At 52.3% G+C, this 12780-nt stretch carries 13 protein-coding genes; 4 read left to right on the top strand and 9 right to left on the bottom strand.

What is annotated here, in order from left to right:
- Positions 1-176: 176 nt before the first annotated feature.
- From nusB to nrdR, 4 genes are all read right to left on the bottom strand, one after another.
- A complete protein-coding gene (gene nusB, locus DRI82_RS00345; protein ID WP_114191534.1) occupies positions 177-593 on the bottom strand; it encodes a transcription antitermination factor NusB in 417 nt (138 codons plus the stop codon).
- Between the two features lie 21 nt (positions 594-614).
- Entirely contained in the window at positions 615-1085 is a 471-nt protein-coding gene (ribH, locus tag DRI82_RS00340) for a 6,7-dimethyl-8-ribityllumazine synthase (protein ID WP_114191533.1), read from the bottom strand.
- 140 nt (positions 1086-1225) lie between these two features.
- Positions 1226-2335, bottom strand: a complete 1110-nt coding sequence (gene ribD / locus DRI82_RS00335; RefSeq protein WP_114191532.1) for a bifunctional diaminohydroxyphosphoribosylaminopyrimidine deaminase/5-amino-6-(5-phosphoribosylamino)uracil reductase RibD — start codon at positions 2333-2335, stop codon at positions 1226-1228.
- Between the two features lie 8 nt (positions 2336-2343).
- Complete coding sequence (gene nrdR, locus DRI82_RS00330) at positions 2344-2793, bottom strand: transcriptional regulator NrdR (protein ID WP_114191531.1); 450 nt, start codon at positions 2791-2793, stop codon at positions 2344-2346.
- Between the two features lie 197 nt (positions 2794-2990).
- Here nrdR and DRI82_RS00325 point away from each other — a divergent pair, with 197 nt between their 5' ends.
- Positions 2991-3569, top strand: a complete 579-nt coding sequence (locus DRI82_RS00325; protein WP_114191530.1) for a SadB/YajI family lipoprotein — start codon at positions 2991-2993, stop codon at positions 3567-3569.
- Between the two features lie 58 nt (positions 3570-3627).
- Here the strand turns inward: DRI82_RS00325 and secF are convergent, their stop codons facing one another.
- The 5 genes from secF to queA all read right to left on the bottom strand — a co-directional run bounded on the left by secF (position 3628) and on the right by queA (position 9144).
- Positions 3628-4596, bottom strand: a complete 969-nt coding sequence (secF, locus tag DRI82_RS00320; RefSeq protein ID WP_114191529.1) for a protein translocase subunit SecF — start codon at positions 4594-4596, stop codon at positions 3628-3630.
- A gap of 10 nt (positions 4597-4606) precedes the next feature.
- Positions 4607-6454 (bottom strand): protein translocase subunit SecD, encoded by a 1848-nt coding sequence (gene secD / locus DRI82_RS00315; RefSeq protein WP_114191528.1) that lies wholly within the window; start codon positions 6452-6454, stop codon positions 4607-4609.
- Between the two features lie 27 nt (positions 6455-6481).
- On the bottom strand, positions 6482-6814 hold the full coding sequence (yajC, locus tag DRI82_RS00310; RefSeq protein ID WP_114191527.1) for a preprotein translocase subunit YajC: 333 nt from the start codon (positions 6812-6814) through the stop codon (positions 6482-6484).
- A gap of 39 nt (positions 6815-6853) precedes the next feature.
- Positions 6854-7978, bottom strand: a complete 1125-nt coding sequence (gene tgt / locus DRI82_RS00305) for a tRNA guanosine(34) transglycosylase Tgt (RefSeq protein WP_114191526.1) — start codon at positions 7976-7978, stop codon at positions 6854-6856.
- Between the two features lie 95 nt (positions 7979-8073).
- Positions 8074-9144, bottom strand: a complete 1071-nt coding sequence (gene queA, locus DRI82_RS00300; RefSeq protein ID WP_114191987.1) for a tRNA preQ1(34) S-adenosylmethionine ribosyltransferase-isomerase QueA — start codon at positions 9142-9144, stop codon at positions 8074-8076.
- A gap of 137 nt (positions 9145-9281) precedes the next feature.
- On the opposite strand from queA, the gene DRI82_RS00295 reads away from it, so the two are divergent.
- The 3 genes from DRI82_RS00295 (at position 9282) to ggt (ending at position 12774) form a co-directional block, all read left to right on the top strand.
- Entirely contained in the window at positions 9282-9863 is a 582-nt protein-coding gene (locus DRI82_RS00295) for an acyl carrier protein phosphodiesterase (RefSeq protein WP_114191525.1), read from the top strand.
- A 235-nt stretch (positions 9864-10098) separates the two neighbouring features.
- Positions 10099-10701, top strand: coding sequence for a peroxiredoxin C (locus DRI82_RS00290; protein WP_114191524.1), 603 nt, complete (start codon positions 10099-10101; stop codon positions 10699-10701).
- Positions 10702-11013: 312 nt separating this feature from the next.
- Complete coding sequence (gene ggt / locus DRI82_RS00285) at positions 11014-12774, top strand: gamma-glutamyltransferase (protein WP_245956743.1); 1761 nt, start codon at positions 11014-11016, stop codon at positions 12772-12774.
- Positions 12775-12780: the final 6 nt, after the last annotated feature.

The raw sequence follows: 12780 nt of genomic DNA, 5'->3' as shown, positions 1-12780 counted from the left end.
AGACTGCTGTAATTGTAGGACAGCCCGTGTCTTCAACATATATGTATACCCTAAATAATTCAAATTGCAGGAAGGCGACAAGCCCGTGAGTCCCCAGGAGCATAGATGACTATGTGACTGGGGTGAACGGGCGCGGTTAACGCACCTGCAAATTGAAGTATGACGGGTATAGCGTGTTATTTAGTTTTTCGCAGGGTCGGTGCCACTTTATCCAGCACGCCATTGACGAATTTATGGCTGTCTTCCGCACCGAAGGTTTTAGCCAGTTCGATAGCTTCGTTGATAGCCACTTTGTAGGGAACATCCTGACGCTTGCTGAGCTCAAACAGCGCAATACGCAGAACGGCTCTTTCGACCTGACCCAGTTCTTCAAGCTGGCGGGACAGGACAGGTGCCATGATTGCATCCAGGCTGGCAGCATTGGTTGCCACGCCAGTCAGCAATTCGCGGAAATAGGCTACGTCGACATCTTTGACGTCCTGCTCGGTCAGGAACTGTAATTCAACATCGGCGATGTCATTTTTAGACAACTGCCAAGAGTAAAGCGCTTGAACAGCACACTCACGAGCGCGGCGACGAGCAGCAGGTTTCACGGAAATCCCCTTAAACTAAATTCAGGCCTTGATGGCCTTGATAACATTGATCATTTCAAGTGCGGTCAGGGCGGCTTCAGCCCCTTTATTACCCGCTTTGGTGCCAGCGCGTTCAATAGCCTGTTCGATGCTTTCGGTTGTCAGAACACCGAAGGCCACCGGGATTTCGCTGCTCATGGCAACGCTTGACAGGCCAGAGCTACATTCGCCAGCCACATATTCGAAGTGTGCGGTTCCCCCACGGATCACCGTACCCAACGCGATAACAGCGTCGTATTTCTTGGTAGTTGCCAGAGCGCGGACTGCCAGCGGCAGTTCATAGGCACCCGGTACCCACACCACGGTGATATTGTCGTCAGCAACCTGACCAATACGCTTTAACGCATCAATTGCGCCAGATAACAGGCTGTCGTTGATGAAATTATTAAAACGAGCAATTGCAATCGCCACACGTGCGTCAGGGGTCGCAACAACACCTTCGATAACATTCATACGGTTTCCTTCAATATGGGTTCAATACCCCGTAGGGGGGCGGATTCTATCATATTCTTTCGTTTCCTGCGCAGGAGGTTTTCGTAAAGTGCAACAGGCAAACGGTTTCCTGGCTGACTCTCGCGGCAGTCAGTTTACATCTAGGCAATCGGTTTTAATCGTAAACGCAGATCAGGGCCTACCTGACGGACGTCGGTAAATGCCAACTGCGGCGCATCCGCCAAGGCTGTCAGACCAGGCAATGTGCATAGGCCGCGGGCGTTATCACCCAGCAGTTTCGGCGACATATACACTATCAGTTCATCCACCAATCCAGCCTGCAGCAACGCGCCAGCCAGTTTGGCTCCCGCCTCTACCCAGATCGAATTGATTTGGCGTTTCGCCAATTGCATCATCAATAAAACCAGATCCACCTGGCCATCACGCCCAGGCACTTGCCATTGTTCAACAGACTCAGGCCAGATCACATCGTCAGCCTGCAATCGTGCCAACAAGGTATTTCCTGGCTGCGAGATAATTCGATGCTGTGGTGTAACGCGATTTTTACTGTCGATAACAATTCGCAGTGGCTGGCGTAGATTTACCTGCGGATAAGCCGACTGGGTTCGTTCATCCAGTTCATCCCAACGCACGGTCAACGACGGGTCATCCGCCAAAACGGTGCTGCTGGTGCTGAGAATCGCGGAGCTTTCAGCGCGGAAACGCTGCACATCCTGACGTGACTGCTTCGATGTGATCCATTGGCTTTCACCGCTGGCCATGGCAGTACGCCCATCCAGCGACGCGCCTAATTTTACCTGAACATAAGGAAAACCGGTGCGCATCCTTTTAAGGAAACCAGGATTGGCCGCTTCGGCTTCGGCCAGCATCACACCGTGTTTGACGTCAATACCGGCCTGCTGCAAGCGATAAAGCCCGCGCCCCGCCACTTGCGGATTGGGATCCTGCATCGCAGCCACAACCCGGGTCACGCCCGCCGCCACGAGTGCATCGCAGCAAGGCGGAGTGCGGCCATGGTGACTGCAAGGTTCAAGTGTGACGTAAGCCGTCGCTCCCTTGGCTTTTTCGCCCGCCATGCGTAGCGCATGCACTTCCGCATGAGGTTCTCCGGCACGAAGATGATAACCTTCGCCAACAATCTCACCCTCGCGCACCAATACACAGCCCACATTGGGATTCGGCGTCGTGGTAAAGCGTCCTAACCGCGCCAGGGCAAACGCGCGGGCCAGAAAGAATTCATCGTGGTGCATACATATCCTTAATCCTGCAAACGGGCGATCTCTTCGCCGAACTCACGGATATCTTCAAAACTGCGATATACCGAGGCAAAACGGATATAGGCCACTTTATCCAGCGCTTTCAACGCGTCCATCACCAGATTACCGATAAACTCGGCAGGCACTTCGCGTTCGCCCGTCGCCCGCAGTTGGGTTTTGATATGGCTGATCGCCATTTCAACATCATCAGAGCTGACCGGACGTTTCTCCAACGCCTTGAGCATTCCGCTACGCAGTTTGTCTTCGTTGAACGGTTCGCGGACGCCATTACTCTTGATCACGCGCGGCATCACCAATTCAGCGATTTCAAACGTGGTGAAACGTTCGTTACAAACCAGACATTGGCGTCGGCGGCGCACTTGAGATCCATCACCCACCAGGCGTGAATCGATCACTTTGGTATCAACAGCGGCACAAAATGGACAATGCATGGAGTTTCCTGATAAGTATTCTTAAACTGAATAACAGTTTACCGCGAAGTTGCACGACAACAAAGGCTGGCGAGGAATTGTTAACGGAAGCCTTAAGCCAGCACGCATTAACGGGCAACATTCCGGCGAATCACATGACTTTCAATGTCATCACGGCTAAGCTGGAAGGGAGAAACATAGAAAAGGAAATCGCCGCCATGACAATCAGTTATCGTAAAATCAGCTTACTTTCGGTATTGGCGCTGCTCACTGCATGCGCACAAAATCCGGAAATACCGCAACTCAAGTCGGAAGTCGGCCAACTCAACCAAAAATTGCAATCACTCACTAACCAGGCTTCGGCACTGGAACAGCAGAGTTCGCTTAACAGAATGTCCGATCAGGGTGTCTATCTGTTGCCCGCAGCCAATAGTGGCGCCAGGCTGAAAACCAGCATTGGTGAACTGAGTATTTCTTTAAGCCATATCTCACCAGAGGCCAATGGTACACAGGCATTGCTGCACATTCGCGCGCTGTCGCAAGCCCAACTGCCAGCGTTTACCGCTACCGTAGATTGGGGTGAAGTCGATCCCGCTACAGGGAAACCGTTGACTATCGATATGCTTTCCCAACCGATCAGCGTCAGCACATCCCTGCTGCCTAAAACCGAGGAGACCATTGAATTGCGTTTCAGCGGTTTGACGCCAGAGCAACTGGGTTTTATTCGCCTGCATCACGTGGTGCCAGTGTCAGCAAGCACAGACTCCGCAACGGCGTCATCCCCGGTAATGAACTGATTTCCCGCCATAAAAAAAGCCCCTTGCGGGGCTTTTCATTACGCCTTCATTGTACAGATTACGGCAGAATCGAAGGCTGATCGGCGCCCTCTTTTTCCACTTTCTGCTGCAGCATGTGTTCGCGTTTCATGCCCAGTTTCAACGCCAGCGCGGAGGCGACGTAGATAGAGGACACGGTACCGATAGACACACCAATCAGCATGGTCAATGAGAAGCCTTCCAGCATCGCACCACCAAAGATATAGAGCATCAATACAACCATCAGCGTGGTCGCCGAGGTCATGATGGTACGGCTTAGCGTCTGGGTCAGTGACACGTTCATGATTTCATAAGGCGTACCGCGACGGATCTTGCGGAAGTTCTCACGAATACGGTCAGATACCACGATGCTGTCATTGAGCGAGTAACCAATAACCGACATCAACGAGGCGATAATGGTTAAATCAATCTCAATATGGAACAGCGATAGCACGCCCATGGTGATGACCACGTCATGCGCCAATGCGATAACCGCACCGAGCGCCAGTCGCCATTCAAACCGCAAACCGACGTAGATCAGGATACTGATGAGCGCGACCAACAGCGCCATCCCCCCGGCCTGCGCCAAATCACTGCCGACGCTCGGTCCGACAAACTCGATACGTTTAACCGTCGCGCTTTTGTCGATTTCAGCATTAATCAGGCTAATGACTTTATTGCCCAGTTCCTGACCCGCCTGGCCGGTTGCCGGTGGCATACGCACCATCACATCGCGGCTGCTGCCAAAGTTCTGTACCACGGGATCGGCGAAACCAGCCTTTTCCAGGGTACTGCGCATCGCATCGAGATTGGCCGGTTCCTCAAGGCTGATCTCAATCACCGTACCACCGGTGAAATCGAGACCCCAGTTGAAGCCACGGGTCGACATCACCACCAACGAGGCGATCAACAGAGCCAACGAAACACCGAAGGCGACGTAATCCCAGCGCATAAAGTCATAGACTTTACGGCCATAGTTCAATTGTTCAACAGTATAATCCTGTGCCACAACGCACTCCTCAGATAGACAGCTTGTTAATGCGCTTGCCGCCGTAAAGCAGGTTGACGATGGCACGAGTACCGACGATCGACGTAAACATGGAAGTTGCTACCCCGATAGCGGTGGTAATAGCAAAACCTTTAATCGAACCGGTACCTACCGCGTACAGGATAATAGCCGTGATCAGCGTCGTGACGTTCGCATCCACGATACTTGAAAACGCGCCTTTATATCCTTCATGAATCGCCTGCTGAACGGATCGCCCGTTCCTCAGCTCTTCTTTTATACGCTCGTTTATCAGTACGTTGGCATCCACCGCGACCGCAAGGGTTAACACGATACCCGCAATCCCTGGCATCGTCAGCGTGGCACCCGGCAACAATGACATAACACCGACAATCAATACCAGGTTGGCGATCAGCGCCGTTGTAGCAATCACACCGAACTTACGGTAGTAAACCACCATAAAGACAATTGATGCGACCAGACCCCACAAGCAGGCTTCCAGACCCTGGGTAATGTTCTGCATACCCAGCGTTGGACCGATGGTCCGCTCTTCAACAATCTGAATCGGCGCGATCAAGGCACCAGCACGCAGCAGCAGTGAGAGCTGACGAGCTTCGTTCGGATCGTTGATCCCGGTAATACGGAAGCTGTTGCCAAGGCGGGACTGAATGGTCGCGACGTTGATGACTTCTTCTTGTTTCACCAGAATGGAACGGCCATTGGCATCTTTTTTACCGCTGTCCTTATACTCCACAAACAGAGTCGCCATCAGCTTGCCGATGTTGTCTTTGGTGAAGTTGGACATGGCATTGCCCCCAGCGCTGTCGAGCGAAATATTTACCTGGGGTTGGTTATATTCGTCGGTGCTGGAAGTCGAGTCGGTAATATGATCACCGGTCAGGATTACGCGTTTGAACAAGACGACCGGACGGCCATCACGCATATTCTTGACTTCGCTGTCGCCCGGCACGCGGCCAGTGGCTGCGGCGGTTTCATCAACGTTGCTGTTGACCATACGGAATTCCAGCGTCGCAGTCGCACCAAGAATCTCTTTGGCACGCGCCGTATCCTGGATACCCGGCAGTTCAACAACAATACGGTCGGCACCTTGACGCTGTACCAGCGGCTCGGCAACCCCTAATTGGTTCACACGGTTACGCAGAATATTGATGTTTTGCTGAACGGCGTATTCACGTGCTTCACTCAGGCGGGCATCGGTCATAACGGCTTTCAATGCGTTATCACCTGTCGCACTGAGAACCAGATCGCGATGGCGCGAGGTCAGGTAGCTGATGGCACTATCACGGGTATCGGCATCGCGGAAACGAACCTCAACACCCTGATTTTCCAGCTTACGCACGGTAGCGTATGGAATATTTTTTTCACGCAGATCGCTGCGCAGAGAATCCATCGTCTGCTCTTGCAGCTTGCCCAACGCGGTTTGCATGTCGACTTCCATCAGGAAGTGAACGCCACCACGCAGATCCAGCCCAAGCTTCATCGGCTCGGCACCCAGCATGCTTAACCAACGTGGGGTAGCTGGCGCAAGGTTGAGCGCGATAACGTACTTATCGCCCATTGCCGTCGTCAGCGCTTCACGCGCCCGCAACTGAACGTCAGTGTCTCTAAAGCGAGCAAGGATCGCACCGTTCTCAAGCGCGATGGATTTGCTCGCAATCTTTTCCTGATCTAATACATCTTTGACTTGATCCAGTGTTGCAACACTGGCGTCGGTTCCCCGCGCGCCAGTGATTTGAACAGCCGGATCCTCACCATACAGGTTGGGAAGTGCATATAGCAGACCGATGAAGATCACAACGATCAGCATCAGATACTTCCACAAAGGATAACGGTTTAACACGGTAGTTCCCTTCGGGAAAAATCAAAATTACAGAGCTTTCATCGAACCTTTCGGCAGAACGGCAGCAACAAAGTCACGTTTAATCATCACTTCTGTCGTCTCGTTGAGCGCAATAACGATATAGCCAGTTTCTGCTACTTTGGTTACGCGACCAATCAGACCACCAGTGGTCAGAACTTCATCACCCTTGCCGATAGAGTCCATCAGCTTTTTATGATCTTTGGCACGCTTTTGCTGTGGGCGCAGGATCATAAAGTAAAAAATCAGACCAAATACCACCAGCATAATTACCAGAGAGTACGGACTTCCTTGAGCTGGGGCCCCTGCAGATGCCACGGCATCGGAAATGAAAAGACTCATTTAAATTCCCTCATTGTTATCAAATTCAGTTGTATGAAATCAAGCGTTTAAAGGTGGAACCGGTTTATCTATCCGTTGGTAGAAATCTGTTACGAACTGCTCTAATTTACCTTCTTCTATAGCCTGCCGTAAACCCGCCATCAAACGCTGGTAATAACGCAGGTTATGAATAGTGTTCAATCTCGCGCCCAATATTTCGTTGCAACGATCGAGATGATGCAAGTAGGCACGGCTGTAATTGCGACATGTGTAGCAATCACAATGTTCATCCAGGGTAGAAGTGTCATCTTTATGCTTGGCATTACGGATTTTCACCACACCGTCAGTCACAAAAAGGTGACCGTTGCGGGCATTACGGGTCGGCATCACGCAGTCAAACATATCAATTCCACGACGCACGCCTTCCACCAGATCTTCTGGTTTACCCACACCCATCAAGTAACGCGGCTTCCCTTCAGGGATCTGCGGACAGACGTGCTCCAGAATACGGTGCATGTCTTCCTTTGGCTCACCGACAGCCAAACCGCCAACAGCGTAACCATCAAAGCCGATATCCACCAGTCCTTTTACTGAGACATCTCGTAAATCTTCGTAAACACCGCCCTGAATGATACCAAAAAGCGCATTTTTGTTATTCAGCTCATCAAAACGCTGACGGCTGCGTGCTGCCCAACGCAACGACATCTCCATCGAACGCTTGGCATAATCCCAATCGGCTGGGTATGGCGTACATTCGTCAAAAATCATCACGATATCAGAACCCAGGTCGTACTGGATTTCCATCGACTTCTCGGGACTGAGGAAAACCGGATCGCCATTGATTGGGTTACGGAAGTGAACACCCTCTTCCTTAATCTTGCGCATTGCGCCCAGGCTGAAAACTTGGAAGCCGCCGGAGTCGGTCAATATCGGGCCGTGCCACTGCATGAAGTCGTGCAAATCACCGTGCAGCTTCATGATTTCCTGACCAGGACGCAGCCAAAGGTGGAACGTATTGCCCAGCAAAATCTGTGCACCGGTCTCCTTTACTTCTTCTGGCGTCATGCCTTTTACCGTGCCGTAGGTGCCCACAGGCATGAAAGCCGGGGTTTCCACTACGCCACGATCGAAGACTAGACGACCACGACGCGCGCGGCCATCAGTTTGCAGTAATTCGTACTTCACATTGCCTCCAGCGTCAGAGAAACAGTCTAACGAGGTTAACTCCGAAACGTTGAACGCCCGGAAAACAGGGACCGGAATAATGTCCAGCCCGGGAATTACTGGCCAACCGCCTGTTGCGGTGCCAGCGGGTTACGGCTGATGAACATTGCATCGCCATAACTGAAAAATCGATACTGCTCGGCCACGGCCTGATGATAGGCATTCATGGTTTGCGGATAACCGGCAAATGCCGAGACCAGCATAATCAACGTAGATTCCGGCAGGTGAAAATTGGTAATCAACGCATCAATAACCTGATACTGATAGCCGGGATAAATAAAAATCCGCGTATCACCAAAGAACGGCGCAATAAGCCCACTCTCGCAGGCCTGAGCCGCACTTTCCAGCGAGCGAACCGACGTAGTGCCTACCGCAATAACACGTTTGCCCCGCGCCTTACAGGCCAGTACCGCATCGACCACTTCTTGCGGAACCTCCGCATATTCGGCATGCATGATGTGATCTTCAATGCTTTCGACCCGCACCGGTTGAAAAGTTCCAGCCCCAACGTGCAACGTGACAAACGCCATTTCCACGCCCTTCTCTCTCAGCGCAGCCAGCAACGGTTCATCAAAGTGCAACCCGGCGGTCGGCGCAGCAACGGCGCCTGGTTTTTCGCTGTATACCGTCTGATATAACTCACGATCGGCATCATCATCCGGGCGATCAATATAAGGCGGTAATGGCATATGCCCGACTGCATTCAGCAGGGTGAAAACATCACGGTCGTCGTTAAAGCGCAGCTCAAACAGGGTATCGTGGCGTTCCAGCATAGTGGCCGAAATGCTTTCGTCATCACCCAACAGCAGCTCTGTACCCGGTTTTGGTGACTTCGACGCGCGGACATGCGCCAGAACGCGATGGTCATCCAGTACGCGTTCAACCAATACCTCCAGCTTGCCGCCGCTCGCCTTGCGGCCAAACAGACGTGCCGGGATCACCCGGGTGTTATTGAACACCAGCAGATCGCCCGCCTCCAGCCGATCCAGCAGGTCGGTGAAAATGCCGTGCGTCAGCGCTCCCGTTGGCCCATCCAGCGACAACAGACGGCATCCGCTACGTTGAGGTTGCGGGTAGCGGGCAATTAAAGACTCTGGGAGTTCAAACGAAAAATCGGCAACGCGCATAGCTTTCCACTTATAGACATAGGCCCAGACCAACATGCATTCCGGGGTTGATAAAAACAGGCGGCCTAGTCTAGGGCTAGCGGCCTTTGGCTGCAAGAAATAAGGTATTTGCAAAAAGATTTGTATATACTTTGTCGATGAATTTTCTCGCACACCTCCATCTGGCTCAATTGGCCGAAAGCTCCTTGTTGGGAAATCTGCTGGCCGATTTTGTTCGGGGAAACCCACGTAACCATTACAGCCCGATCGTTGCAGACGGCATCATGATGCACCGCCGGGTAGATGCCTTGACCGACTCTCTCCCCGAAGTCAAACTGGCACGACAATATTTCAGTGACGAATACCGTCGCGTATCACCCATCACGCTGGATGTATTATGGGATCATTTTCTGGCCCGCCACTGGCAACGCATTGAGCCAGCAGAAACATTGGTCGCATTCATCAATCGCGCGCAGCGACTTATCGTGCCGCAACTGGCACAAACCCCGGAACGGTTTCAGAATCTCAACGCCTATATGTGGCCCGAACGCTGGCTGGAACGTTATGCCGAGCTGCCGTTTATCGCCAATGTGTTACAGGGCATGGCGAATCGCCGCCCGCGGCTTTATGCGCTGGCAGGCTCTTTTACGGATATAGAGCGTAACTATCATCAATTTGAAACCCTTTTCTGGCAATTCTATCCAAGAATGATGGCGCAGGCGAAATCGAAGTCGATTTAGTCCATACTGTCTGCGAACATCTGAGACCTGGGTGGCGAATTCTGGGTGACCAGCACGAAGCCCTTTGATCTGGAATGGGTATTTTTAAAGAAGATTAATTCTTATTACTTAATCCGATTGAGGAAACCTATCTTATCGATTGGCCGGATACCCTTTATTCACCTGACATTAAACCCTATACTTGCCCTCGTCTTATACATCAACTCTCCCTTACCTATTTTAACAGGAGTTAATTATGGTTTTGGTAACTCGTCAAGCCCCTGACTTTACCGCTTCAGCAGTTCTCGGTAGCGGCGAAATCGTTGAAAACTTCAACCTGAAGAAACACATCAGCGGCAAACCTGCTGTAATTTTCTTCTGGCCGATGGACTTCACTTTCGTTTGCCCTTCAGAACTGATTGCATTTGATCACCGTTATGAAGAATTCCTGAAACGCGGCGTAGAAGTAGTTGGTGTTTCCTTCGACTCAGAATTCGTTCACAACGCATGGCGTAAAACCCCGGTAGAAAATGGCGGCATCGGCGAAGTCAAATACGCGATGGTTGCTGACGTTAAGCGTGAAATCCAGAAAGCTTACGGTATCGAACATCCAGACGCTGGCGTTGCACTGCGCGGCTCTTTCCTTGTGGACAAAGAAGGTGTGGTTCGCCACCAGGTTGTTAACGACCTGCCACTGGGCCGCAACATCGACGAAATGCTGCGTATGGTTGACGCGCTGCAATTCCACGAAGAGCACGGCGAAGTGTGCCCGGCTCAGTGGGAAAAAGGCAAAAGCGGTATGGGCGCATCCCCAGACGGCGTAGCTAAATACCTGACTGAAAACGCCTCTAAACTGTAATTTCGCCCCGGCGAATTATTGTTAGCACGGCATTTATGCTCATGGCATATACGTAAATCCCGGTCAGCCTTGCTGGCCGGTTTTTTTTATCCTGCTCCATTCTCCATTCCCTGCTTTTCCTCCTCGCAGTTTGCGGCCTATGCCGTAAAAACAAACCATTGTTAAGCTGAACATTTATTCATCTGCTACGCTTTTCCTGCCGACTCATCCTCTGTCGCTGCGCTTGTTACATTACGCTGGGCATTAGTTTCATTACGCTGGATGGGAAAACAACCACCGACAGGAGCGACTATTTTGCTGATAGAGAACAGAGTGTTAACCAAGTGGAAAAAACCGTTGTGCGTGTTGGCGCTGCTGGTCAGTGGTTCACTGCAAGCCGCATCGAATCCCGCCGTGGAAGCCAAAAATGGGATGGTGGTGACGTCGCAACATTTGGCTTCCCAAGTGGGGGTCGACATACTCAAGATGGGTGGCAATGCAGTTGATGCGGCGGTTGCGGTAGGTTACGCGCAGGCGGTGGTCAACCCTTGCTGCGGCAATATCGGTGGAGGTGGATTTATGACGATTCACCTGGCCGATGGCCGTGACACCTTCATCAACTTCCGCGAAACCGCACCGGCCGCAGCCAGCGCAGACATGTACCTTGATGCCCAGGGTAAAGTGAAGAAAGACGCCAGCCTGTACGGTTATCTGGCGGCAGGAGTCCCAGGAACCGTGCTTGGTATGGACACCGCGCAGCATAAGTATGGCAAACTCACCCGTGAGCAAGTGATGGCACCGGCCATTCGGCTGGCGCGTGAAGGTTTTATACTGACCCGCGCTGACACCGATATTCTTGATACCACCGTAAAACGCTTCAAGCAGGATCCCGAGTCATCACGTATCTTCCTGCGCCCCGACGGCAGTGCCTTACAACCCGGAGACAAACTGGTGCAAACCGATCTGGCGGCTACGCTGCAAGCGATCTCCAGCACGGGGCCAGACGCCTTCTACCAAGGTAAAATCCCACAGGCCGTGGAAATTGCGGCCAAAAAAGGCGGCGGAATTCTGACCTCCGCTGATTTCGCCAACTACCGGATCAGCGAAGCCACACCCATCAGTTGCAGCTACCGTGGCTATAAGTTTGTCTCGGCCCCGCCGCCCAGTTCTGGTGGGGTGACGATGTGTGAAATTCTCAATATCGTTGAAGGTTACGACTTGAAGAGTATGGGGTTCAACTCGGCAGCGTCGATTCACACCCTGACCGAGGCCATGCGCCATGCCTATATGGATCGCAACACCTATCTTGGCGATCCCGCTTTCGTTAATAACCCTATCGACCGCTTAATCAGCAAAAGTTATGCCGATGAAATCCGCAAAAAAATCGAGCCGCAAAAAGCCACGCTATCTACTCAGGTTCAGCCCGGTATGGAGCCGCACGAAAAGCCTGAAACCACGCATTACTCCATTGTGGACAGTCTGGGTAATGCCGTCTCTACCACTTATACGGTGAATGGTCGCTTCGGCGCCGTCGTTATCGCCCCCGGCACTGGGTTTTTCCTCAACGATGAGATGGACGATTTTACCATCAAAGTGGGCGAGCAGAATCTCTATGGGCTGGTTCAAGGTTCCAGCAATGCCATCGCCCCCGGTAAGCGCCCACTATCCTCCATGAGCCCGTCCCTGGTCACTAAAGACGGCAAAATTTTCATGGTGTTGGGATCGCCGGGCGGATCGCGCATCATTACTATCACGCTGCAAACCGCATTGAACATTATCGATTACGGCATGGCACCGCAGGAAGCCGTGGATGCCCCGCGTATTCACCACCAGTGGCTGCCGGATGAGGTTTATTACGAGCAGCGCGGCGTATCCGCTGATAGCCTCAACATCCTGAGCAACTGGGGCTATAAAATGGTAGAGCAGACGCCATGGGGAGCCGCAGAACTGATTATGGTTGGCCTGCCCGGCGCGGTGGGTGTCACACCGGCGAACTCAGGCAATGATTCTGCGGTATCAGGGATCGTGCGTGAAGGGTATTTCTACGGTGCCAACGACGTCCGGCGTCCGGCGGGATCGGCAATCGGGTATTGAGCACAG

This window comes from Edaphovirga cremea (assembly GCF_003332275.1).
Taxonomy (GTDB): domain Bacteria; phylum Pseudomonadota; class Gammaproteobacteria; order Enterobacterales; family Enterobacteriaceae; genus Edaphovirga; species Edaphovirga cremea.
This window is presented reverse-complemented; position numbering and strand designations above follow the sequence as displayed.